We start from the raw sequence: 23,783 nt of genomic DNA on the forward strand, positions 1-23,783 counted from the left end.
CATATAAATATACTAATTTTCCTAATTTATAATACTTTTCTGATATATCATATTGGCTCATTTCATTTTCATTCTCTGATTTTCTCTTAAAGAAAATATCTATTTTTTACTTTAACCTATCTTTACTTATTTCAATACCATCATTATTATCTAGATTGAATATTTCAATAATATGGTTTTCTAATTTACCTAAATCTTCTTTCTCTTTTTTTGCTTCTGCAAGTTTATCATAAGGCAAATCATGTTGTTTACCATCACTTTTAAACCAAAATTTTCTATGTGAAATATAACCTATATTAATAAAATAGGTCTATTTCGTTCTTATGAATTAAATGAAGTGTAATTGCTCCTGTTTCTATTTTAGATTTGCTTCAATAGAGAAAATGAATATTAGCCTTAATTTTGAAATTTAAAATTACGCTAATATAAAAGCAAGATATACATAATATTTGCGCGATTATATTCTATTTATTTAGATTATTTTACACCAATTTAGATTTATACATTTTATATAAATATATTTAATAATAATCTAATATTAAATGAATTATAGGGTTCGATTCCCTTCATCTGTACAAAAAATAAAAAGCAATTAATTTTCAATTAGTTAATTGCTTTTTTTGTTTTATAAAATTTAGTAAATGAAATCGATAGTAATTATGCATAAAAATTTTAAATAAATTCTTTTGTAAATTATAATAAACAATTAATCAATTTCTTTTAGTGATTAGATACAAATTTAAGACCTACTATAGAGCTAACCAGAGTAATTATAAAAAATATTCTCCAAAAAGTTGCCGGTTCTTTAAAAACAAATATTCCTAACAATACTGTACCCACTGCTCCTACACCGGTCCAAACTGCATAAGCTGTACCTAACGGAAGGGTTTGAGAAGCCTTAATCAACAATAACATGCTCGAAATCATACAAATTAAAAAACTGATATACCAATAGTATACTGCATTTCCTTGAGAATTTTTTGCTTGTCCTAAACTAAAAGTAAATCCAACTTCAAACAAACCGCCGATAATTAACAAAATCCAATTCATATTTATCTCTATAAGCTTATATTTTCCACACAAAAATAAATAAAAACTTATTTTTTATTTAGTATGGTTTATATCTTTATATAATATGCGTTTATTTATAATTAACAATCTCTAGCTGTATGCAACTGTTAAATCATAAATGATTTTTTATCAAACATCGCATAAAAATAACTGATCTTAAATTATGCATATATTTAATTCAAAGTTTTAACAACTTATCTGAATATACTTTTATTCTATAAAAAATATTTAAATGCATTTTCAAGTAATATTTTTTAATCCTATAAAATTTCACTAAAATTGTAACCAATTGATAGTAATCGTATGAAAATAGTAAAATTTGGAGGATCATCTGTCGGTTCCGGTCAAAGTATACAAAATGTACTTAGTATTCTGCAGAACAAATATGCTTCAGGCGAAAAATTTATAGTAGTATCATCTGCCATGAGCGGAGTTACCAATATTTTAACAGAACTTGCCCAAATTGCCTCTGAAGGAAAGGATTTTAAAAAAGGTCTTATTGAAATTGAACAAAGACATTTTACGGTTATTAAAGAAATGATTACTGTTAAAAATCAAAATCCTGCTTTTACCCAGATTAAGATTTTTATAAACGAGATCGAAGATCTTTTGCAAGGAGTCTATAGCTTGAGGGAACTCAGCCTTCAAAGCAAAGATCTTATTTTAAGTTATGGAGAAAAATGCTCCACTTTTTTATTGAGTCAAATAGCCAAACAATATTTTTCAGAAAGTATTTATGTAGATACTTCAAACCTTATAAAAACAGACAGCAATTTTGGAAATGCCCGAGTACATACTCCCGTTACAGAACATTTATTGCAAGAATTTTACAAAGAGCATTCACATCAAATCCTGTTTTTTACAGGTTTTATTGCCTCCAATGAAAACAATCGAATTACAACATTAGGAAGAGGAGGCAGTGATTATACGGCAGCCATAATAGCTGCCGCCTTAGATGCAGAAGAAATTGAGCTTTGGTCTGATGTAGACGGTATGCTAACCGCAGATCCTCGTGTCGTAAAGAAGGCTTTTTCATTATCTGAACTTTCCTATACGGAAGCAATGGAATTATCTTATTTTGGAGCGAAAGTTATCTATCCTCCAGCCATGATTCCGGCTTTTCGAAAAAAAATACCTATTGTATTGAAAAACACCTTTAATCCTTCTTTTAAAGGAACAAGGATTGAAGAACATACTCATAAAAATGCATACCCGATTCGGGGTATTTCTTCCATAGATGAAATCAGCCTGATCAATATTACGGGAAGCGGAATGATTGGTAAGATTGGTTTCAGCGGCAAACTTTTCTCTTTATTAGCACGTGAACATATTAATGTAATCCTTATTACTCAATCGTCTTCCGAACATAGTATTACATTTGCCATTGAGCCCAAGGATGTTCATAAAGCAAAACAGCTTTTCAACAGTGAATTTGAGTTGGAACTGGAAACCAATAAATTAAATCCGCCTATCATTGAAGAAAATTTATGTGTATTAGCCATAGTTGGTGAAAATATGAAACAAACCCCGGGGATATCGGGCAAGCTTTTCCAGGCTTTAGGACGTAATGGAATCAACATACATGCCATTGCACAAGGATCATCCGAATACAATATTTCGGTAATAATAAAACGTAAGAATATATCGAAAGCTCTGAATGCTGTTCATGATGCGTTTTTCACTCAACTAACCAAAACACTTCATGTATTCAGTGTAGGAACAGGAAATATCGGGGCAACCTTGCTGCGACAAATCGATGCTCAAAGTGATTTTTTACGAGAAAACAATGGTATTGAAGTAAAGATAAACGGAATAGCAAATTCCAGAAAAATGATTATTGACGAAGACGGCATTGATCTTACACAATGGCAAGAAAGAATAAATAAGGGAGAAACCTCTAATTTGGATGAATTCATCCAAAAAATTAAGTTGTTAAATCTTTCCAACTGTATTTTTGTGGATAATACTGCAAGTCCAATAACCGGAACGTATTATAAAGAACTTTTCGAATCTAATGTTTCGGTAGTTACCTGTAATAAAATAGCTAATTCCTCTTCATATAAAGATTATAAAGATTTAAAAGATACTGCCAGAAGAAGAGGCGTCGATTTCTTTTATGAAACGAATGTAGGAGCCGGATTACCCATCATACGGACTTTAAAGGATTTAATGACCAGCGGGGACAGGATCATTAAAATTGAGGCTATTTTAAGCGGTACTATTTCTTATATATTCAACAATTTTAGAGGCAATACTTCTTTTTATGAGGTTGTTAAAAAAGCCCATGAATTAGGCTATACGGAACCGGATCCTCGAGAAGATTTGAGCGGGAAAGATTTTATGCGTAAAATGATGATTCTCGCACGTGATGCTGGATATGAAATTGAAGAAAAAGATGTTGAGTTAGGAGCTATCCTTCCTGAAAGCTGTTCCAAAGCTCCCTCGATTGATGACTTTTATGAAGAATTAAAAAAATCTGATTCTTATTTTAACGAGTTGAAAGAAAAGGCTGAAAATGAAAATAAAGTATTACGATATATAGGAAAGTTGGAAGATGGAAAGGCTTCCGTTAATTTGGAATTCGTAGACGCTTCTCATCCTTTTTACAATTTAACGGGAAGTGATAATATTATCTCATTTACAACAGAGCGATATAAATTTAATCCATTGGTAATAAAAGGTCCGGGAGCAGGTGCTGAAGTTACCGCAGCGGGGGTTTTTGCTGATCTTATTAATGTTGGAGCTAATTAATATTTTATAAAATCTAGATATTTTTTAGATTTTAGGTTGAAAACTATTTTTTTTTAATTTAGGTATAGGCTTTATTATAAAATAAGACATATAAATTTATTTAAAAATAGTACAACTTAATCGCATCGAAATATTTAAGAAAAGTATTAATTCTTGTAGAATTATAAACCTGATACACCTATTGTTTAAAAAAGTTAGTCTTTTGAAATCAAATATAATTAGCTTACATTTGTCTCACTAAAAATTGAACGTTTTCAAATTTCGATGAAAGAAAAAGATAGTGTGCATGTATTTGCTCCGGCGACTTCAGCTAATTTTATTTGTGGATATGATATTTTAGGATTAGCGTTGAATGAGCCGGGAGATGAAGTTTTTTTAAAACGCGTGGATGAACCCGGAATAAGAATTACTAAGATAACCGGAGATCAAGGGCTTTTACCTACCCATCCGGATAAGAATACGGTGAGTGCATGTGTTAAAATGATTCTCGATTTTTTGGGTAAAAAAAATTACGGAATTGAAATTGAACTTCATAAAAAAATGCCTATCGGTAGCGGTCTGGGCTCTAGTGCAGCAAGTACAATAGCGGGTCTGTTTGCTATTAACCAGCTTTTAGGAGAACCATTATCTAAAAAAGAACTGTTGCCTTTTGCCTTAAAGGGTGAAGAACTGGCTTGCGGGCATGGCCATGCCGATAATGTTGCCCCTTCATTAATGGGTGGGATAACATTAATTAGAAGCTATCAACCATTAGAAGTAATTAACCTTCCCGTGCCTACGGAACTTTGTTGTTCCATTATTTTTCCACATGTAGAGGTTCAGACTCGCGCAGCCAGACAAATTTTAAAGAATAAAGTTGAACTAAAAGACGCCGTTTCCCAATGGGGAAATATTGCCGGATTGATAACAGGCTTATTTACAGAGGATTACGACTTGTTGTCCAGAAGTTTACAAGACCAATTAATTGAACCTACCCGTTCCATTCTTATACCCGAATTTGAAGCCATGAGAAGAATTGCTATGGAATGCGGGGCCTTAGGTTTCGGTATTTCAGGTTCCGGACCTTCAGTAGTTGCTTTTACCAAAGGAATTGAAACAGCAAAAACAATTACTGCAAAACTTAAAGAACATCTTAAAAATCACGAAATAGAAAGCAATGGTTATTCCTCTCCTATAAATTGTAAAGGAGCAACTGTGCTTTCATAATTCAGCCATATAATCTACTCTAACATGAAACTATACAGCACAAATAATAAAAATCTTTCTGTTTCTTTTAAAGAAGCCGTATTTACCAGCTTTCCTTCTGATAAAGGATTGTATATGCCTTGGCATATCCCAAAATTATCGGAAAGTTTTATTCAGAATATTACGGATTATTCTTTTCCGGAAATGGCTTTAGAAATTGCTCATTCTTTTATTGGAGAAGATATCCCTAAAAAAGACTTGGAAAAAATTATAAAGGAAACGATTAGTTTTGATGCCCCATTGGTATCACTAGAAGAAAATTTGGCTGTATTGGAATTATTTCACGGTCCTTCGTTAGCATTTAAAGACTTTGGAGCTCGTTTTATGAGTCGACTTATGGCTTATTTATCCGATAAAAACGATAAAACGTTGGATATTCTGGTGGCTACTTCAGGAGATACAGGAGGTGCTGTCGCTTTAGGTTTTTTAGGGGTTGAAGGTACTCGGGTAACTATATTATACCCGAAAGGTAAAATCAGTGAAATTCAAAGAAAACAATTGACTACAAACGGTCAAAACATTAGAGCCTTGGAGGTAAATGGAACTTTTGATGACTGTCAGGCTTTAGTTAAAATGGCTTTTAATGATGCTGAACTTAATTCAAAATTACGATTAACTTCGGCTAATTCCATCAATATTTCAAGGTTATTGCCGCAAACATTCTATTACCTTTATGCTTATGCTCAAGCAGTCAAAAAGAATAAGAAAGATATAGTTTTTGTAGTTCCCAGTGGAAATTTTGGTAATATTGGTGCCGGGTTACTAGCCTATAAATCAGGTCTCCCTGTAAAACATTTTGTTGCAGCTACTAATGTAAATGATACTGTTCCCGTTTATTTACAAAAAGGTACTTATGAGCCTAAACCATCCATACAAACTTTATCTAATGCCATGGATGTAGGAAATCCAAGTAATTGGGTACGAATTACCGATTTATTTAATGAAAGCTTAGATTCCTTGCGTAATCTTATATCTGCTTATTCATTTACCGATTCAGAAACGATGAATGGTATTAATGAATTATATGAAAAATACAACTATATCGCTTGTCCTCATACTGCAGTTGCTTATCTAGCTGCAAAGAAGTATAATCATCCACAAGATTTCACCATATTTTTATCTACTGCTCATCCTTGTAAATTTATGGATGTATATCCTGAAAACTTAAAAAATAAAATTGTTATACCTGAACAAGTAAAAGAGTTGAATCATAAAATAAGTTCAGCTACGCCTCTTGAAAATAATTTTTCCGATTTGAAAACATTTTTAATGAATTCATAAATCGTAAAATATGTTGAATTCTTAAATGGAAGTGAGAACAACACATTAAGGGAAAAATAAAAAGCAGTTACATTTTTTAAAAAATTCCTTATTATATTTGCATACAGAAATTTAACATAAATGATTTTATTACTATTTATAGTACTTTCTGTATCTATTTACTTTCTTTTTACTCTTCTATTTAAGTATATAGCATTACTATCCTTTTCGAATTCATTGTCAAAAAATAATAAATATACGCTAGTTAATCATGAAATATAAAAGAATACTTTTAAAGTTAAGTGGAGAAGCTTTAATGGGAAATCAACAATATGGAATAAGCTCTGAAATTCTTCAAAGTTACTCTAAACAGATAAAAGAAATTTCTGAAATGGGAGTAGAAATAGCAATTGTTATAGGAGGTGGAAACATATTCAGGGGAGTTGCGGGAGTTGCTACCGGTATTGACAGGGTTCAAGGCGACTATATGGGAATGCTTGCCACGGTTATTAACGGAATGGCTTTACAAAGTTCTTTGGAGGCAATGGGAGTACATACCCGTTTGCAAACTTCCATAAAAATGGATCAAATTGCTGAACCTTTTATTAAACGAAGAGCCGATAGGCATTTGGAAAAAGGAAGAGTTGTAATTTTTGGTGCAGGAACCGGAAACCCTTATTTTACTACTGATACAGCCGCTACATTAAAAGCTATCGAAATTAACGCAGAAGTTATCTTAAAAGGGACTCGAGTGGACGGTATTTATGATACAGACCCGGAAAAAAATAAAAATGCAGTAAAATTCAACAGTATTTCTTTTGATGAAGTTTATAAAAAAGGACTTAAAATTATGGATATGACTGCTTTTACGTTAAGTCAAGAAAATGCGCTTCCTATCATTGTATTTGATATGAACAAAGAAGGGAATTTAAGAAAAATTATTGAAGGTAAAGAAGTAGGAACTTTAGTTTCTATTTAATTAATTAATAGTTTATATTTGCAAGGCAACTTATCTGAAAATTATGGAAGAAATAAATTTAATTATAGATACGACTAAGGAAAGCATGGAATCCTCTCTAAAACATTTAGAGTCAGCTTTTAATAAAATACGAGCAGGGCGGGCTAACCCACTCATGCTACAAAACATTTTAGTGGAATATTATGGGACTCCTACTCCTTTATCTCAAGTTGCCAATATTTCCGTTCCCGATGGAATGACTCTTAGTATACAGCCTTGGGAAAAATCTACTTTGGGCGCTATTGAAAAAGCTATTTTTCAATCCAATTTAGGCTTTACTCCAAATAATAACGGGGAAAATATTATTATCAACATTCCTCCTTTAACAGAAGAAAGAAGAAAAGACTTAGTAAAACAAGCAAAAGCAGAATGCGAAAATTCTAAGGTTGGTATTCGAAAAGCCAGACAAGAAGCAAATGCCGATATAAAAAAGATAGAGAGTGCTTCAGAAGATGAAAAGAAAAATGGTGAAGAGCAAATACAATCGTTGACTGATAAATATGTTAAATTGGCAGAAGAACATCTTTCCGTTAAAGAGAAAGAGATCATGACAGTATAAGCCGTTCTTAACATACTTTTAAAATACCCAATCGGTTTCTTTTTTTAAGAACCGATTTTTTTTATCTTTGAATCTTTATATGTCAAAAACTATAAGTGTTATCGGATTAGGTTTGATTGGAGGTTCTATAGCTCTGGATCTTAAAAAAAGCGGATTTGCTTCAAAAGTTTTAGGGACCGATAAGTCTAAACTTCATGAAAAAGAAGCCTTGGAATTATCCATTATCGATGAAATTATGCCGATGGACGAGGCAATACGTTCTTCCGAATTAACCATTTTATCCACTCCGGTCGATGTAAGCATTAAACTTCTACCTCATCTATTGGATATTCTCCCTGACGGTTCGGTACTTATGGATGTGGGAAGTACTAAATCTTCTTTGATTGAAAAGGTTAAAAATCATTCAAATAGAAAATCATTCGTTCCTTCTCATCCCATGGCAGGAACGGAATATAGCGGTCCATCTGCTGCCTTTCATGGGTTATTTAAAGATCGGGCTGCTATCCTATGCAACTCCAATGAATCTCATCCAAAAGCAGTTCATCTGGTTTCTCAAGTTTATTATCATTTGGGTTCGCGGCTTATTCTTATGGATGCGGAATCTCATGATGAACATGTGGGGTATGTTTCACATCTTTCTCATGCTATTTCCTATGCTTTGGCCGTTTCCGTTCTTGAAAAAGAAAAAGATGATGCTGCCATATTCAATTTAGCATCCGGTGGGTTTGCTTCTACTGTTCGACTGGCTAAAAGTTCCGTTGATATGTGGCTTCCTATTTTTGAACAAAATTCCAAATATATTTTACCTATTCTTACTACTTATTTGGAAAAGTTGACTGAATTTAAATCTTATTTGGAAAATGGAGAATCTGAACATTTATATGAATTCATTAAAGAAGCTAACCGAATAAAAAATAAGTTAGAGAAAAAATAATCGTTGAATTATTAGCTTCAGTTTTCTAAATTTTATTTTTTCAAAAAACTTTTATTAAGTTAATAATTTCACAGCAAACACTAGTGAATGAAACAGTTAAATAACTAAAAAGTATTAACAATTTTTTATTCCAGTCAGTAATATTTTTAAATTTTAAATTATAATTTTTTCTTTTTGAAAATAGGAACTGTACTACAAGCCTCTCCAAACATTAAGGAAGAAGCTATAGGCTTAAGTTTTTGTATAAGTTGTAAATAAGCATTTTGTGGAACGGGTTTGCGTGAGCAGCCTTTAATAATAATTTTTTTATCTTTATAACTATCCACGTCCATTTTATCTATAATTTCTGTAAATATGTCTCTTTCCAAATCCTCTAAAGTGCCGAATGATATTAACTTTGCCACTCCTGTTAAATAATTAGCAATTAATAGATATGACCAGGAAGGCACAATTGCATCAGATGTGCAAGTTACTGCTAAATAAGCATTTTCATACATTTTCCAATCCAATTGTGAAAGATTTTCACGAAACTCTTTTTCTCTTAAAACTAAACCTTCATATAAATAGTCTTTTAAATCAAATAGCATCCTGGGTTCTTTAGGATAAAAATCTTCTAAATCTAGTGTAATGAGTCCGCTTTTTTCGACTTTATTAATTATTTCATCCATAATTTTTAATTAATAGTGATATTAATTTTTATTTAGTAAATCGGGTCTTCTCTCTTGTGTATGTTTGTAAGACATTTCCTGTCTCCATTCATCTATCTTTGCAAAATTACCACTCAAGAGTATATCCGGAACTTTCAAATTTTTATATTCTTCCGGACGGGTATAAACCGGAGGTGCAAGTAAATTATCTTGAAATGAATCGTATAAGGCAGATGTTTCATCATTTAAAACTCCTGGTATCAACCTAACTATGGCATCAACCAGTACACAAGCTCCTAATTCTCCTCCGCTTAGCACATAATCACCAATAGATATTTCACGGGTAATATATAAATCACGTACTCTTTGATCTACACCTTTATAATGCCCACAAAGTATAATTATATTTTCTTTTAGTGAAAGTGTATTGCATGTTTTCTGATTTAAAGTTTCGCCATCAGGAGTCATATAGATAATTTCGTCGTATGATCTTTGAGATAATAGTTGAGAAATACATTTATCAATCGGTTCAATCATTAAAACCATTCCTGCACCTCCTCCATATTGTGTATCATCAATCTGCCTATAATTTCCCTGTCCATATTCCCGTAAATCATGGAAATATAGTTGTACCAATCCTTTGTCTTGCGCCCTTTTCATAATTGATTCTTCTAAAGGACTTTTTAGTAATTTGGGCACCGCACTTATAATATCTATTCTCATACATTTTTTATTTGGCAATGATTGAAATACAAAAGTAACGTTTAATGATTAATTATATCAACCGGCGATGTTAACTAAGTCTTTATTATTCTAGTTTAGTTATTGAAAAAATTCTCAGTATTTTATGGCCTTTTTATTAATTCGAATATCTACATATTTTAAATTCAGCCGGTTATGACCTTTGGATCATTTGAGATTTTCGTATATATACAGAAAAGAATTATATATTACAATTATAACTTAATTTATAGGATTACTGAATATTGGAACTATATAGCTATAAATCAATTGAATTTGTTATATGGGCTAAATGATGATTTCCATACCATGTAAATAAAGTGATTACTTGCTCATTAGCTGTCTTATAGTCTACCCACCCGATCTGTAAGGCGTATCTAACTGCGTGTCTTATAGTGGAAGTACTGCTTGTTTTAATCTTTCCGGAAAAGATTTTAATTGAGTAATCCATAAAGTTATATCTTCTTTAGATATGTTTTCAGGAATTTTAAAAGTACCTATGGGATATTTTAATTTTTCAATATTTTGTATGATCTTATCATTTAGCTAAAAAATTTCCATCGAGGTATTATGGGAACTAAAGCAAAACCTATAAACAAATATAAGCCGTTAATTGCATCAAGCTCTTCAAACCCTAACGATAAATGAAATAAAATATCTACAAATAAGGTCAAACCGAAAAGAAAAATTCCCCATTTTTTAAAATAATAGGTACTGATCGATCCGATAATCATTACTATTCCTAAAATGATATTTAGAATAAAAAACCAAGCGGGAGCACCGGGAAAATAAATTTTCATAAAGCCAAGAATACCGAGAAAGATAGGTATAAAGCCCATAAAGCCCATGTAAATACATGAAAGAATAAAAGGTATTGATTTTTTTTCTTTTACTTCAAAATATTCTTTTGGGCGCTTTCCGAAAATTTCTTCATCACTACTCATATAGTATTATTTAGTAACTTAAGTAAATATACAACATTTATGATGGTATATAAAAAATACAGGAGGAATAATATTCCTCCTGTTCATCTAATTTATGAAGTATTTTTGATAATTTTAAAATAAAAAATCGTATCCTTTTAAGCTAAGTTTCTGATATTTTTCTTCATCAAATTTATACAATTTTGCTGATTTTCTTGACGAGGAATTATCCGTTAAACCTGTTTCTAAAATTAATTGAGAATTAACAATTTTTTTTCTAAAATTCCTTTTATCCATTTCTCGGTTTAATGCGGTTTCATACAACTTTTGTAATTGCGAAATGGTAAAATGTTCCGGTAATAGATAAAAACCTATGGGTCTTCTTTTAACTCTGCGTTTCAATCGTTCTTTTGCATAATCAATGATTTCATTATGATCAAATGCTAAGTCCGGGATTTTTGAGTATTCAACCCATTCTTCACCTCTTTCTTTAGTGTATTGCAATAGTTCATCATCTAATTTTACCGTTGCGTAGTAAGCAATGTTTACTACCCTTCCTAGTGGATTTCTAAAAACTTTTGCAAAAGCTTTTAGTTGTTCAACAAATATGTGGTCTTTTTGTGTATGTAAGAATAATAATTTTTCTACATTTGAATCAATGCCCTCATGGGCTTTCACATAAACTGAGGGAAGTCGTGGAGCTCCTTGAAAAGGTCCATTTTTTGTATCATTACTTAATAAAATACGCAGCATTTCCCCATCAAACCCAAATAAAACCAAAGATACAGAAATTGCTACTTTAAAATAAATTTCTTTTTCTTCAGGAAGCATTATTTTTATTTAAACAAAGCATCCATTAATCGGTTTTGATCATTGATGCTTTCTTCTAAAGAAATCATACTTTCTGTTCTTAATACGTCATCAATATCATCTATTTTATAAATAACATTTTTTGCATCTTCAGCATCTTTTGCGCTGATTTTACAATAAATATTGTATTTACCTGAAATTACATTAGCGGTTGTTACGTTTGGTATTGCTGCTAATTTTTCTAATACACTTTGAGTTTTGCTTGATTTAGTTAATAAAATCCCAACATAAGCTATAAAACTATAACCTAAAATATTATAATCAATATTTAAACATGTTCCTTTTATAACTCCTACATCTTCCATCTTTTTAACTCTTACGTGTATTGTCCCGGCGGATACATCCATTTTTTTTGCAATCTCGGTAAAAGGCATTCTGGTATTAATAGATAAAAATTGTAAAATTTTCTTATCAGTTTCATCTATATAAAATTTCTCTTTCATGGTAAAAAACTTTATTGTTTGTTAATTTAATTTATCTTTATTTTACAAATATATAAAATTAATCTTCAACCTATACATGTTTTTATATAAATTCTTTAAAATATAAACAAATTCGCTACTAAATGAACAATTCAGGGTATTCATTTTAAGTATAATTAATTTTATTTTTATCTTTGTTATCATATTAATTAATAATAAGATAATTTTTTTACTATTAATAATTTAGTTGTGAAAAAAATTGTAAAAGAAATAAAATTATTTTTTATAGGTAAGACACCGGAATGTAAAAAAGGTACTGCCATTTGGAAGGCTGAACTTCACGACATTATTTTTGAGTCTGATACGGTAAAAGGCAAAATATTTGACATCATTCTTCTCTTTTTCATCACTTTAAGCACTCTAATTATTATGTTGGAAAGTGTTCCGGGCATTAGTTCAAAAATCGGATTTTGGCTTTATATACTGGATTGGTGGGTTACTATTTCTTTTACCGTAGAATATATTTTAAGAATATCCAGTGCCAAAAAGGCAAAAAAATATTCGACCAGCTTTTATGGAATTATTGATTTGTTATCCATCATCCCAACCTATTTAAGTATTTTTTTCGTTCAATCGCATTATTTAGCCATCATACGAATATTAAGGCTTTTGCGAATCTTCAGGATTTTTAAAATGGGTACTTATATCGATGAAAGTAATTCTCTTTTAATTTCCTTACGACGAAGTAAACGTAAAATTTTTGTATTCTTATATTTTATCATAATTACTACGTTAATCTTAGGATCTTTAATGTATGTAATTGAAGGAGGAAGAAATCGAGAAAGTTTTTCCAGTATTCCTCAATCGATGTATTGGGCCGTAGTTACTTTGACAACTGTTGGTTATGGAGACGTAGCTCCTGTAACGGTCTTAGGGAAAATTATTGCATCGGGAATTATGATTTTAGGATATTCTATTATTTCCGTTCCGGCAGGTTTGTTATCTGCTGAATATACCAGACATAAAAAAAATCAATTAAACAGTAAAAAGTGTAATTTTTGTAATACCATAAATAATGAAGCGGATGCTATATACTGTAAACATTGCGGTCATATTTTAAATTCTTCTACTAACAATAATGATTTAAACAGCTGATTAAATATTTTATAATTGATCATGTTTACCGATGAATACTATATGAAAATAGCTTTACAACAAGCTAAAGAAGCTATGTATAAGGATGAAGTCCCGGTGGGTGCCATTATAGTAAGTAATAACAAAATTTTAGCTAAAGCATTTAATTTAACTGAATTATTAGTTGATGTTACGGCTCATGCCGAAATGCAAGCTATTACCGCTGCCAGTAATTTACTGGGTGCAAAATATCTTACTAATTGTACTTTGTATGTTACCTTAGAGCCTTGTACAATGTGCGCCGGAGCTTTATATTGGTCTCAAATAAGCAGAGTTGTTGTAGGGGCATCAGATGAAAAAAGAGGCTTTCAGTCTAAAGGCTTATCTCTTCATCCTCAAACGGAATACGTATCGGGAGTTTTAAAAGATGAATGTTCTTTATTGTTAAAAAATTTTTTTTCGTCTAAAAGATAGGCTTATTAGCATTACATAAAGAGTTTAACTATAGAATAAACGATCATTGCTAATACTGCACTTACCGGAATAGTTAGAACCCATGCCCACAATAATTTAATGGTAATTCCCCAGCGTACGGCAGATACTCTTTTAACTAATCCTACTCCAATTATTGAACCTGTTATAGTATGGGTTGTACTTACCGGAATTCCCCAATGTTCACTAAGGAATAAGGTAATTGCACCGGATATTTCTGCTGTTACCCCTTCTAAAGGAGTTACTTTCGTAATACGAGTTCCCATTGTTTTAATAATTTTCCATCCTCCTGACATAGTTCCTAAAGCAATTGCTATAAAACTGCTTATGGGCACCCACCAATAATCGGTTGTAAAATGCTGAAATCTTTCGGCTGTCGTTAGATTAACATATTCTGCAGAATGGGCAATATTCACTTCATAGAAGATAAAGGCTGCACCAATAATTCCCATTACTTTTTGAGCATCATTACCTCCATGACCTATACTAAAAGCTGCAGAAGACACTAATTGTAATTTTTTAAACCATTTATCTGCTTTGTAAGGATTGGCATTTCTACAAATATTCATTATTATGAGTGTAATGATGGATGAAACGATCATTCCAATTATCGGTGCTATGAAAATAAATAAAATAATTGGGATAACTACGGGATAATTGACTACTGTTTCTCCTGCTTTACTGAAACCGCCAACATGAGCAACAGCCGCTCCTATAAATCCTCCTATTAATGTATGGGATGAAGAAGAAGGAATACCCGCCCACCAGGTAAATAAATTCCATATGATTGCAGCTACCAGTCCTGAAAAGATAACTTCGAGAGTAATAAAATTCTCATGAACAGATTTTGCTATCGTATTTCCTATTTTAAATTCTCCTACGATATATAAAGAAACAAAATAGGCAACAAAATTAAAAAATGCTGCCCACAAAACTGCCTGGAATGGCGTTAATACTTTTGTCGATACAATCGTGGCTATTGAATTTGCCGAATCGTGAAAACCATTAATATAATCAAATATTAATGCTAATATGACGATGGTTATAAGTAGAGTCATGAAAAAAGGTTATGAATATTTAACTAAAATAGATTCTATAATATTTGCTGAATCTTCACATTTGTCTGTGACATCTTCTAAATATTCTAATACATTTTTCAGTTTTATAATATCTAATACATCTCTTTTGCTTTCAAATAAATCTCCAATTTCTTTGCTAAAAAAGTCATCGGCAACATTTTCAATTCTATTGATTTCTACACATGAAGCCAATACCTCTTTGGGTTTCTTAAAGTTTCTTAGATTATAGATTGCTTTTTGCAGCTCTAATACACAGTCATGTATCAGATTTGCAAAAGTAAAATATGCCGGAATATACGGAGATTTGTACAGTAATATGTATTTACAGGATGCGAACAAGATATCAGCAATATCATCAAGTGCAGAAGTTAACTGATGTATATCTTCTCGATCAAAAGGGGTAATGAAATTTTTACCTAATTCTATAAAAATATGGTGAGACAACTTATCATTAGCATGTTCATAATCTTCCATTTTTTTATAAAATGCTTCTGTTATAGTTTCTTGTGATTTCATTCCTTCTACCATATCCTTGGACATGGCAGCCAGATTATCAACAACTTGTTCGAATAAAGTATAGAAAACCTTATCTTTTGGTTGAAATAATCTAAAAAATGCACTAATACCCATAGCTTGCTTTTTAGTTTACTTTATGTAAGCAAATATATCGAATTTTAAATTAACCTAAATATCTTTTTTTAAATTACCCGATTTTCCAGCTTATGTATTTGTTTTAGAAGCTTATCTAAGGTTATAATCTGATTAAAAATTTCTAATCTTCTTTCTTCTGATATATCCCCCGAACTTAATTCTTTAGCTAAATTTTTATTCATTTCCGCTATTCTTATCGCTTTGTATTTAAGTATTACATCTTTTGTGTTTTTTGCAAGATTTTGCTCTAATGTTGGAACATATATTTCTTTGAGTTCCCAATTATTGCTTATCGAGTATTTTTTTAATAATTTTCCTACGGCAAATTCGGTGATGTCGACTTCTTTGGATTTAACAAAATATTCTCCGGTTCTCAATTGATTGTTTTCAATACCTTCCATGATTTCCAAATAAATTCTATTGTAAAAATCTACGGTAAATTGTAAATCATCTTCTTTTAAGCGGTGAACAATTTCTTCTATTACAGTAGTTTTATAGGGTTCTTCTTCTTCCACATAGTTTATTAAAATTTCATGGTCTCCATAGGATAGCATTAATTCTAAAATATCTTCTTCAATTTTATAGGTAAAATCAATTTCTTCTTGTTGAGATGTTGTTACAGGTTGTAAAGCAACTTGTTTTCTTGTATTCCGATCTCTAGAATGTATATTTTGTTGTGTTAATTGAGCCAATTCACTAAATAGAACTTGCTCCGAGATATCCAATATTCTTGAACATTCTTTTACATAAATCTCTTTTTGAATAAGATTTTTTATTAAGGCTATACTCCCAACTATATCTCTAATTAAACCGGCCTTTTTTATGGGATCGCCGTTCGTTTCTTTTAATAAAACATCTGTTTTGAATTGAATAAAATCTTTACTGTTTTCTTTAAAAAATGCTTCTATTTCATCGGCAGAATGTTTTCTTGCAAAGCTATCCGGATCTTCTCCATCCGGAAACAGCAATACTTTAACATTCATTTCTTGCTCAAGGATTATATCTATGCTTCTGAATGAAGCTTTAATTCCTGCTTGATCCCCATCATATAAAACAGTAATGTTGTTGGTTAACCTTTTTATTAGTCTAATTTGCTCAACAGTTAATGAAGTTCCTGAAGAGGCTACAACATTTTTAATACCATTTTGATAAAGGGATATTACATCCATATATCCTTCTACCAAATAACAATTATCTTCTTTAATTATAAAAGATTTTGCATGAAATAAACCATATAAAACTTGGCTTTTATGATAGATTTCACTTTCAGGGGAATTAACATATTTAGCCGTTTTTGCATTATTTTGCAAAATTCGACCTCCAAATCCCAATACTCTTCCCGAAAAACTATGAATGGGAAATAATACTCGCTCTCTAAAACGATCGAATCCTTTATCTGACCCTTCTTTAAAAATGCTTAAACCGGATTGCTCCAGTATTTCTTTTTTATACCCTTTCTCATATGCAAAATGTGTAAATGAATCCCAGTCTTTCGGTGAATACCCTAATTGGAATTGTTTAATAATGTCATCCCGTATACTTCTTTCTCTAAAATAAGATATTCCTATGGTATTGCCTTCTTCAGTTTTCCAAAGTTGGTTTTGAAAATATTCATTGGCAACCTCTGATAATTGATATAGGCTTTCTTTATTTAATTGTAATTCTTTTTGACTGTCAGACAGTTCTTTACTGTCTTCTTCAATTTCAATATTATACTTTTTTGCCAGATAGCGTAAGGCCTCCGGATAGGTATAATGTTCTTGTTCCATTATAAAGGTAACCACATTACCGCCTTTACCGGATGAAAAATCTTTCCAAATTTGTTTGGATGGGGAAACCATAAATGAGGGCGTTTTTTCATCTACAAATGGACTTAAGCCTTTATAATTACTCCCTGATTTTTTCAGATTTATAAAATCCGATATTACTTCTTCCACTCTTGCCGTAGAGAAAATCTTATCTATGGTCTCTTTAGAAATCATAAGTACAAAAATACGTTAATTTAAATTTCCATTTTTGAAAAAATCTTCACATGGTTCTTTTTAAATTTAATTATACATATATCAGTACTCACGAATAAAATAGAATTTTTAATGGTATAATAAAAACATTACCCTGCGCAATATCTTTAAAAATCTTATGTTTTAATGATTTTTATACTATCAAATAAAGATCGATTTAGATTTTATAAAATAAAAAACACCTGATTTACATCAGGTGCTTGTTTAAACTATTTTTTCAAAACTATTTTTTTCTTGATGATTTATCTTCGTCTGAAGAATTCCATATTTTAATTTGATCTTTCAGTGAAATACCTTGAACTTCAACAAATATACCGTCTGATAATCCTAGTTTTACATAAACTTTTTTGAATTTTCCATCAGGCTGTTGTACTTCAACGAAAGGTCTCTCTCCATCATATTGCATTAAAGCTTCTCTCATTGCTAAAATATTTTTTCTCTCACTTAATATTACTTCTGCATTGGCACTATATCCGGCGCGAATCGAAACCCCTTCCGGAATAATTATATCTGCTTTAATTTCATATTTAACAGCCCCGTTTTCTTCTTTACCTTGAGGAGAAATAAAGGTTAAAATACCATTTATATCTTTGTCTTGAAGCGCTCCGATTATTATTTTTAATTTCATTCCCTCATGCATTTTCCCTGCATCTGACTCGTCCACTTTACCCTCAAATATCATTTTGCTGACATCGGCAATGCTTGCAATAGTTGTTCCTGCATTAAATGTATTAGCTTCAATTACCTGATCCCCTACTTCTACGGGTACTTCCAGTGCCTGTCCATTTGCAGTAGAACGAACTTGAATACTCGCTAAATCTTCTAATCCTGAAGTAATACCTGTTTTAGCAATATCATAATCTTTCTGTGCTTGAATTAAATTTTGTTTTGCTATTTTATATTCCGTTTCAGCACTTTCATAATCCTGCTTAGAAATTACTCCTTGCTCATATAATAATTTTTGACGATCAAAAATTCTTTTTTGATTATTTAACTTAATTTCTGCTGAATTTATATTCTGCATAGCAGTATTTACTGTAGAAACGACCGGAACCACTTTAATCGTAGCCAATAATTGTCCTACTTTTACTTCATCTCCTTCTTTAATATAAATCTCCTTGATAATCCCGGATATATTAGGTTTGATTTCTATCTTTTCTTTTGGATTAATTTTACCGGTTGCCACAGCTTTTTGCTGAATAGTCATAGTAACCGGAGACTCTGTCTCAAACTTATCATTAGATCGTGTATTGGTTATAATTACGTACCATATACAATACAATAAAAGTGCAATAAAAGCAACAGATAAAACTATTTTAAGAACCTTATTATTCATGACAACTTTTTTCACTATAATTTGTATTATCTTAACAAATTTTGTTACGTTAAAATCACTTTTTTTAAGTATTTTTTTTATTACTTGTTTATCTTGCCTGTAAATATATAATTCTTTTTTAATTTATCTTGCATAAAATCAACACCAAACAATTGTGTCAATTCAAATTAGGATAATTTTTTCTTTTATATATTTGTTACTTGCCAATAAAAATTCTAGTCTAAATGGACTTTTCATTACCAAATAAAATTCTTGAATCTTACTGGGGATATAAAGAATTCAGACCTCTTCAAAAAGAGATCATGCTTTCTATATTGGAAAGTAAAGATACTATTGCTCTTTTACCTACAGGAGCAGGAAAATCTATTTGCTATCAAGTCCCCGCTCTTTTGGTTCAAGGCACTTGTATTGTTATTTCTCCATTATTGGCTCTTATAAAGGATCAAGTATATTCATTAAAAAGGAAATTAATTCCGGCCGAATATATTTCTTCGGATCAAACAGCGGATCAACAACTTTCCGTATTTAATAAATTGCGAAATAATGAATTGAAATTATTATACGTATCTCCGGAACGATTGTTAAATAAAACTTTTCTAGAGATCATTAAGGATATTGAAATTTCATTTATCGCAGTTGATGAAGCTCATTGTATTTCTGAATGGGGTAATGATTTTCGTCCATCGTATCAACAAATTATAAAGTTTAGAGAATATATCGGGATTCAAATTCCTTGCATGGCACTTACTGCAACCGCAACTGAAAAGGTCTTAATTGAAATAATAAAAAAACTCGATTTACATAATGTTCAGGTATTTAAAAGATCATTTAATAGAGAAAATCTTTCTTTACAAGTTTTAAATGCCGGAGACAAATTTGGAGAAATTGAAAGAATTTTACATAGGTATAAGGGTTCGGGAATTATTTATTGTAGAACTCGAAATGAAACTAAAACTTTGTCTGAAACATTAAAAAGAAAGGGATTTGAGGTTGAATTTTTTCATGCAGGATTATCCCCTAGTGAGAAAATGCAAAGACAAAAAAATTGGACGGAAAGTACCAACCAAATTCTAATTTCAACTAATGCTTTTGGAATGGGTATAGATAAGAAAGACGTTCGTGTGATCATTCATCTTTCTCCTCCTTATTCATTAGAAAATTATTATCAGGAAGTTGGTCGTGCAGGAAGGGACGGACTTTTATCACATACATTTTTATTGTGGAATGAAGCGGAACTTTCTGATATATACTCATCACTCATACAAACTATATCTTCAAAATCTGAATATGAAAAAGTTATCCGTTATTTATATTCAATGTTTTGTATTGTTCCTAATGAGTTACCTGATACAATTTTTGATTTCGACTTGAATTTATTTCAACAACGTACAAAAATTAATAAAAGTAAGATTATACCTATTTTAGAATTTCTTCATAATAGCTCAGTTCTTCAATGGAAATATGAGCCTTCAGATAGTCTGCTTAAAATTAACTTTCCTATAGAAAGACTTGACACTAATTTTTACGGCAATGATTCCTTTTTATTTGAAAAAATTGCCAGAAAAATAACAGGTGTTTTTTCTTATCAAATAAAATTTGATGAAAAAAAATTAGCCGATAGCCTTTTAATTCCTTTTTCCGTATTACACTCCAAATTCATTAAATATAGCCAATCAGGTGATATTTCTTACGTTGATGGTAATAAGCAAAAAATTTACTTTTTAGAACCACGGAACGATCAAAAACTTTTAGGAAGTTTTTGGAATGAATTTCAACTTATACAACAAAATAAATTAGTTAAATATAAAGAGTTGGAATTTTTTATCAGAAATTTAAAATATTGCAGGATGAAATTAATCCTTGGATATTTTGGTGAAAAAACCAATCAAACATGCGGTAAATGTGATGTATGTTGTAAATCCAAATTAGATGAACAATCTTATCTGAAAGATATTTTATCTTATATAAAAGAACAGCCTAGAAGCAGAGAGGATATTTATGCCGAATTTAGGAATGTTTCTTTTGAAAAAATTCATGAATGCTTACAAGATCTAATTTCAGAAAATAAAATTAAAGCATTAAATTTCAACACCTATTCGGCTTAATATTTGTCTTATTTCCAACTATTTTTATATTTATTTTTACCTTTACTGAATGAATATAAATATTGAAGAATCATGGAAAAATTTATTAAAGCCTGAATTTGAAAAGCCTTATTTTTCATCTTTAATAAATTTTGTTAAGCAAGAATATAAAGAACATACTTGCTATCCAAAAGGTAAAAATATTTTTAAGGCTTTTGAACTGACTCCCTTTGATCAAGTAAAAGTGGTTTTACTGGGTCAAGATCCATATCATGGAGAAGGACAAGCTATGGGATTATGTTTTTCCGTTCCCAATGGAATAGTATATCCGCCTTCTTTAAGGAATATTATTATTGAATTAAAAAATGATACCGGAATTGAATTAAAGTCGGGGGATTTAACTCCGTGGGCAAAACAGGGTGTTTTTTTGCTCAATGCTACTTTAACGGTACGAGCGCATCAAGCGGGTTCTCACCAAAAAAAAGGATGGGAAACGTTTACGGATTCTGTAATTCATAAAATATCTGAAGAAAAAGAACATGTTGTATTTATTTTATGGGGAAGCTATGCACAACAGAAAATTAATTTAATAGATACTCGAAAACATTTCATAATTAAATCGGTACACCCCTCTCCTTTATCCGCACATAGAGGCTTTTTCGGTTCAAGACCTTTTAGTCTTACTAATGAATATTTAACCTCAAAAAAAATTGAACCTATTCAGTGGTAGACCGAATAGGTTCATTTTTTATATTAAATTTTATATCTATTAATTTTTAAGTTCTTTTTCTAATTGCTTCATTAATTTTTTTTCATTCTTTTTATATAATTTCTTTTCCTTTCTAGACATGTCCTCATAATTTTTTTCAAACATATTAGACACATCTCCTACTTCTCCATCTATCACTTGAATTTCTTCAATTCCATCATCTCCTATAGTAGAAATTATAGTTTTATCTTCCTCCGGGGCATCTTCTTCTAAAATAATTTTTTCTTCTGATGGTACTGAAACTTCTGAATTAGCTTCCTGACTAGGAATAGATTCGATTTCTACTGTTTCTGCTTCTTCAATTTGTGGAGTTGGGGTTGAAATTTCTTCTACATTTTTTGATTCATTTTCATCTATAACTATGCTAGAAGCACTAGGTACTGTTTCAACTTCTTCTGTTGCAGATGGAGTAGGAATAGCGATTGACTCTGCTTGTTCAGTCTCAGATACATCATCTGAATCTTGTTCATTTATAAATTGAGCTTCCGGTATTAGTGTTTCCTCTTCAGGTTTTTCTTCAGCTATGTCTGCCTCTTCAATTTCTATTTCTATTTCTTTTTCCGGTAAAGCATTTACTGTTTCCGGCGTTTCAATTACTTTTTCTTCAACAACTTCTATAGGAACTTCTTTAATTACTGTTTCAACCGGAACTTCATTTACTACTGCATTATTTTCTTCTTTTCTGATTACAGAAACTTCCTTAGCAGCCGCAGATTTTGATACTTCTCCCGCTAATTCTGTTTTTACAATAGTTCCATCAATCAATTTCCAATATCGATTTCCTGCAGCATCTTGAACTATTACCACATCATTGGGTGATTTAAATGTAGGAGCAGATGCTTTTCCTTTTACTTCTAATGTTCCATCTTTTCCATAAGTGAATGTATAGCCACTATTAGCTTTACCTTCCTTTGATCCCCTATAAACTAAAATCATTTCCCCATTCTGTTCAAAATAAACTCCTTTTTCAGAAGTTTCTTTTACTTTTCCTTCTTGAGCATAAACAGAAAGCGTAAGTATTAAAAGAAAAACAGTATACTTTTTTTTCATTGTTCGCTATTTTTATTAAAAATATAAATTTTGAAGCTACTAATATACATCTTTATTTAATAATTTCATATTTTATTTGTAAATAACATTTATATTATTTTTATTCAAAATAAAATTTATTTGCTATCTGTTTTTAAATCATTTGCATAGGGCAAAGTACCTGTGTTTTTTTTCAGTTTAAAATTCTTAAAGTCTTCTGAAGATTCGATTCCATGAATAGAAATATTCGTAGTTACCCCGTCTGCCCTGTAGATTTTAACGGTATCGTTTGAAAAAATTTTTCTTTCTTTCTTATTCCAAAAAATTTGATTGGTTTTTAATGTATCTTTATCCGAATTAATAATAACTACATTTTTCCTTGCTTCATACCATCCTGCATTTTCAATTATCTTGGCATAATCTGCTTTCAAATGCCCGGGATCTTTACCTTTTTGGTAGAAATCCATGTCTAAACCTTTAGGAAAAACTGTATATGGTGTTTCTACAAATTCATATTCTTCCATAAGTGGAGTCCTTAATCTAATAATTGCATACACTGAATCAGTTAAAGTTATATTAGCATTATAGATTCTCCTGGAAGCAAAGTTGGTTTTTTTTTCTCCTAAATTATCCCCTTTTTCATCGGAACATGAAATGGAAATAATCGCAAAAAAAATAAGATATAAATAGATTTTTATTTTTTTTATAGTCACCATCTTTCCATGGATAAAAAATGATAGTTATAAA

General features: G+C 30.8%; 24 protein-coding genes. 10 read left to right on the forward strand and 14 right to left on the reverse strand.

Features of this window, described 5'->3' with window-relative positions:
* Window positions 1–106 precede the first annotated feature (106 nt).
* Together GFV00_RS09795 and GFV00_RS05240 are read right to left on the reverse strand one after the other, a co-directional pair.
* Window positions 107–238, reverse strand: coding sequence for a hypothetical protein (locus GFV00_RS09795; RefSeq protein ID WP_255448782.1), 132 nt, complete (start codon window positions 236–238; stop codon window positions 107–109).
* Window positions 239–720: 482 nt separating this feature from the next.
* On the reverse strand, window positions 721–1,050 hold the full coding sequence (locus GFV00_RS05240) for a multidrug efflux SMR transporter (RefSeq protein WP_160541723.1): 330 nt from the start codon (window positions 1,048–1,050) through the stop codon (window positions 721–723).
* A 324-nt stretch (window positions 1,051–1,374) separates the two neighbouring features.
* On the opposite strand from GFV00_RS05240, the gene thrA reads away from it, so the two are divergent.
* From thrA to GFV00_RS05270, 6 genes are all read left to right on the forward strand, one after another.
* Complete coding sequence (gene thrA, locus GFV00_RS05245; protein WP_160556950.1) at window positions 1,375–3,822, forward strand: bifunctional aspartate kinase/homoserine dehydrogenase I; 2,448 nt, start codon at window positions 1,375–1,377, stop codon at window positions 3,820–3,822.
* A gap of 264 nt (window positions 3,823–4,086) precedes the next feature.
* A complete protein-coding gene (locus tag GFV00_RS05250; protein WP_160556949.1) occupies window positions 4,087–5,028 on the forward strand; it encodes a homoserine kinase in 942 nt (313 codons plus the stop codon).
* Window positions 5,029–5,052: 24 nt separating this feature from the next.
* Window positions 5,053–6,348, forward strand: a complete 1,296-nt coding sequence (gene thrC / locus GFV00_RS05255) for a threonine synthase (RefSeq protein ID WP_160556948.1) — start codon at window positions 5,053–5,055, stop codon at window positions 6,346–6,348.
* 250 nt (window positions 6,349–6,598) lie between these two features.
* Window positions 6,599–7,306 carry a UMP kinase gene (gene pyrH / locus GFV00_RS05260; RefSeq protein WP_105296761.1) on the forward strand — a complete coding sequence of 236 codons (708 nt, stop codon included), beginning with the start codon at window positions 6,599–6,601 and terminating at the stop codon, window positions 7,304–7,306.
* 43 nt (window positions 7,307–7,349) lie between these two features.
* Window positions 7,350–7,904, forward strand: a complete 555-nt coding sequence (gene frr, locus GFV00_RS05265) for a ribosome recycling factor (protein ID WP_160541719.1) — start codon at window positions 7,350–7,352, stop codon at window positions 7,902–7,904.
* 79 nt (window positions 7,905–7,983) lie between these two features.
* Complete coding sequence (locus GFV00_RS05270; RefSeq protein ID WP_160556947.1) at window positions 7,984–8,838, forward strand: prephenate dehydrogenase; 855 nt, start codon at window positions 7,984–7,986, stop codon at window positions 8,836–8,838.
* A gap of 158 nt (window positions 8,839–8,996) precedes the next feature.
* Here the strand turns inward: GFV00_RS05270 and GFV00_RS05275 are convergent, their stop codons facing one another.
* The 6 genes from GFV00_RS05275 to GFV00_RS05300 form a co-directional block, all read right to left on the reverse strand.
* Complete coding sequence (locus tag GFV00_RS05275; RefSeq protein ID WP_185149985.1) at window positions 8,997–9,506, reverse strand: DUF2480 family protein; 510 nt, start codon at window positions 9,504–9,506, stop codon at window positions 8,997–8,999.
* 21 nt (window positions 9,507–9,527) lie between these two features.
* A complete protein-coding gene (gene trmD / locus GFV00_RS05280; protein ID WP_160556946.1) occupies window positions 9,528–10,208 on the reverse strand; it encodes a tRNA (guanosine(37)-N1)-methyltransferase TrmD in 681 nt (226 codons plus the stop codon).
* Between the two features lie 277 nt (window positions 10,209–10,485).
* Window positions 10,486–10,677 (reverse strand): hypothetical protein, encoded by a 192-nt coding sequence (locus GFV00_RS05285; protein WP_160556945.1) that lies wholly within the window; start codon window positions 10,675–10,677, stop codon window positions 10,486–10,488.
* Between the two features lie 91 nt (window positions 10,678–10,768).
* A complete protein-coding gene (locus tag GFV00_RS05290) occupies window positions 10,769–11,170 on the reverse strand; it encodes a hypothetical protein (RefSeq protein ID WP_160556944.1) in 402 nt (133 codons plus the stop codon).
* A gap of 114 nt (window positions 11,171–11,284) precedes the next feature.
* Window positions 11,285–11,980 (reverse strand): NUDIX hydrolase, encoded by a 696-nt coding sequence (locus tag GFV00_RS05295; protein ID WP_160556943.1) that lies wholly within the window; start codon window positions 11,978–11,980, stop codon window positions 11,285–11,287.
* 5 nt (window positions 11,981–11,985) lie between these two features.
* Complete coding sequence (locus tag GFV00_RS05300; RefSeq protein WP_105296768.1) at window positions 11,986–12,462, reverse strand: Lrp/AsnC family transcriptional regulator; 477 nt, start codon at window positions 12,460–12,462, stop codon at window positions 11,986–11,988.
* Window positions 12,463–12,690: 228 nt separating this feature from the next.
* On the opposite strand from GFV00_RS05300, the gene GFV00_RS05305 reads away from it, so the two are divergent.
* Both GFV00_RS05305 and GFV00_RS05310 read left to right on the forward strand, forming a co-directional pair.
* A complete protein-coding gene (locus GFV00_RS05305; protein ID WP_255570961.1) occupies window positions 12,691–13,596 on the forward strand; it encodes an ion transporter in 906 nt (301 codons plus the stop codon).
* 21 nt (window positions 13,597–13,617) lie between these two features.
* Window positions 13,618–14,049, forward strand: a complete 432-nt coding sequence (locus tag GFV00_RS05310) for a nucleoside deaminase (RefSeq protein WP_160556942.1) — start codon at window positions 13,618–13,620, stop codon at window positions 14,047–14,049.
* A gap of 11 nt (window positions 14,050–14,060) precedes the next feature.
* On the opposite strand, the gene GFV00_RS05315 is transcribed toward GFV00_RS05310, so the two are convergent.
* The 4 genes from GFV00_RS05315 to GFV00_RS05330 all read right to left on the reverse strand — a co-directional run bounded on the left by GFV00_RS05315 (window position 14,061) and on the right by GFV00_RS05330 (window position 19,154).
* Complete coding sequence (locus tag GFV00_RS05315) at window positions 14,061–15,125, reverse strand: inorganic phosphate transporter (RefSeq protein ID WP_160556941.1); 1,065 nt, start codon at window positions 15,123–15,125, stop codon at window positions 14,061–14,063.
* 9 nt (window positions 15,126–15,134) lie between these two features.
* Window positions 15,135–15,776, reverse strand: a complete 642-nt coding sequence (locus GFV00_RS05320; protein ID WP_105296771.1) for a DUF47 domain-containing protein — start codon at window positions 15,774–15,776, stop codon at window positions 15,135–15,137.
* 68 nt (window positions 15,777–15,844) lie between these two features.
* The gene (dnaG, locus tag GFV00_RS05325) at window positions 15,845–17,779 is read right to left on the reverse strand and encodes a DNA primase (RefSeq protein ID WP_160556940.1); all 1,935 of its coding nucleotides are present in this window, start codon (window positions 17,777–17,779) and stop codon (window positions 15,845–15,847) included.
* A 262-nt stretch (window positions 17,780–18,041) separates the two neighbouring features.
* Window positions 18,042–19,154: an efflux RND transporter periplasmic adaptor subunit gene (locus GFV00_RS05330; RefSeq protein WP_160556939.1), complete on the reverse strand. Its 1,113-nt coding sequence runs from the start codon at window positions 19,152–19,154 to the stop codon at window positions 18,042–18,044.
* Between the two features lie 224 nt (window positions 19,155–19,378).
* Here GFV00_RS05330 and GFV00_RS05335 point away from each other — a divergent pair, with 224 nt between their 5' ends.
* Both GFV00_RS05335 and GFV00_RS05340 read left to right on the forward strand, forming a co-directional pair.
* Complete coding sequence (locus GFV00_RS05335) at window positions 19,379–21,259, forward strand: ATP-dependent DNA helicase RecQ (RefSeq protein WP_160556938.1); 1,881 nt, start codon at window positions 19,379–19,381, stop codon at window positions 21,257–21,259.
* A 49-nt stretch (window positions 21,260–21,308) separates the two neighbouring features.
* A complete protein-coding gene (locus tag GFV00_RS05340) occupies window positions 21,309–21,968 on the forward strand; it encodes a uracil-DNA glycosylase (protein WP_160556937.1) in 660 nt (219 codons plus the stop codon).
* 39 nt (window positions 21,969–22,007) lie between these two features.
* On the opposite strand, the gene GFV00_RS05345 is transcribed toward GFV00_RS05340, so the two are convergent.
* Window positions 22,008–23,057, reverse strand: a complete 1,050-nt coding sequence (locus GFV00_RS05345; protein WP_160556936.1) for a hypothetical protein — start codon at window positions 23,055–23,057, stop codon at window positions 22,008–22,010.
* A 116-nt stretch (window positions 23,058–23,173) separates the two neighbouring features.
* Window positions 23,174–23,752: an LPS export ABC transporter periplasmic protein LptC gene (gene lptC / locus GFV00_RS05350; protein ID WP_160556935.1), complete on the reverse strand. Its 579-nt coding sequence runs from the start codon at window positions 23,750–23,752 to the stop codon at window positions 23,174–23,176.
* Window positions 23,753–23,783 lie beyond the last annotated feature (31 nt).

It is taken from the genome of Apibacter sp. B3935 (assembly GCF_009827705.1).
Lineage (GTDB): Bacteria > Bacteroidota > Bacteroidia > Flavobacteriales > Weeksellaceae > Apibacter.

Coding starts and splice junctions, on each gene's coding strand:
- GFV00_RS05300 (WP_105296768.1), bottom strand. CDS start 12,462: ATGAAAGAGAAATTTTATATAGATGAAACTGATAAGAAAATTTTACAA.
- GFV00_RS05295 (WP_160556943.1), bottom strand. CDS start 11,980: ATGCTTCCTGAAGAAAAAGAAATTTATTTTAAAGTAGCAATTTCTGTA.
- lptC (WP_160556935.1), bottom strand. CDS start 23,752: ATGGTGACTATAAAAAAAATAAAAATCTATTTATATCTTATTTTTTTT.
- GFV00_RS05250 (WP_160556949.1), top strand. CDS start 4,087: ATGAAAGAAAAAGATAGTGTGCATGTATTTGCTCCGGCGACTTCAGCT.
- frr (WP_160541719.1), top strand. CDS start 7,350: ATGGAAGAAATAAATTTAATTATAGATACGACTAAGGAAAGCATGGAA.
- GFV00_RS05290 (WP_160556944.1), bottom strand. CDS start 11,170: ATGAGTAGTGATGAAGAAATTTTCGGAAAGCGCCCAAAAGAATATTTT.
- GFV00_RS05345 (WP_160556936.1), bottom strand. CDS start 23,057: ATGAAAAAAAAGTATACTGTTTTTCTTTTAATACTTACGCTTTCTGTT.
- GFV00_RS05270 (WP_160556947.1), top strand. CDS start 7,984: ATGTCAAAAACTATAAGTGTTATCGGATTAGGTTTGATTGGAGGTTCT.
- dnaG (WP_160556940.1), bottom strand. CDS start 17,779: ATGATTTCTAAAGAGACCATAGATAAGATTTTCTCTACGGCAAGAGTG.
- GFV00_RS05240 (WP_160541723.1), bottom strand. CDS start 1,050: ATGAATTGGATTTTGTTAATTATCGGCGGTTTGTTTGAAGTTGGATTT.
- trmD (WP_160556946.1), bottom strand. CDS start 10,208: ATGAGAATAGATATTATAAGTGCGGTGCCCAAATTACTAAAAAGTCCT.
- GFV00_RS05275 (WP_185149985.1), bottom strand. CDS start 9,506: ATGGATGAAATAATTAATAAAGTCGAAAAAAGCGGACTCATTACACTA.
- GFV00_RS05285 (WP_160556945.1), bottom strand. CDS start 10,677: ATGGATTACTCAATTAAAATCTTTTCCGGAAAGATTAAAACAAGCAGT.
- GFV00_RS05310 (WP_160556942.1), top strand. CDS start 13,618: ATGTTTACCGATGAATACTATATGAAAATAGCTTTACAACAAGCTAAA.
- thrC (WP_160556948.1), top strand. CDS start 5,053: ATGAAACTATACAGCACAAATAATAAAAATCTTTCTGTTTCTTTTAAA.
- GFV00_RS05330 (WP_160556939.1), bottom strand. CDS start 19,154: ATGAATAATAAGGTTCTTAAAATAGTTTTATCTGTTGCTTTTATTGCA.
- GFV00_RS05320 (WP_105296771.1), bottom strand. CDS start 15,776: ATGGGTATTAGTGCATTTTTTAGATTATTTCAACCAAAAGATAAGGTT.
- pyrH (WP_105296761.1), top strand. CDS start 6,599: ATGAAATATAAAAGAATACTTTTAAAGTTAAGTGGAGAAGCTTTAATG.
- GFV00_RS05340 (WP_160556937.1), top strand. CDS start 21,309: ATGAATATAAATATTGAAGAATCATGGAAAAATTTATTAAAGCCTGAA.
- GFV00_RS05335 (WP_160556938.1), top strand. CDS start 19,379: ATGGACTTTTCATTACCAAATAAAATTCTTGAATCTTACTGGGGATAT.
- thrA (WP_160556950.1), top strand. CDS start 1,375: ATGAAAATAGTAAAATTTGGAGGATCATCTGTCGGTTCCGGTCAAAGT.
- GFV00_RS05315 (WP_160556941.1), bottom strand. CDS start 15,125: ATGACTCTACTTATAACCATCGTCATATTAGCATTAATATTTGATTAT.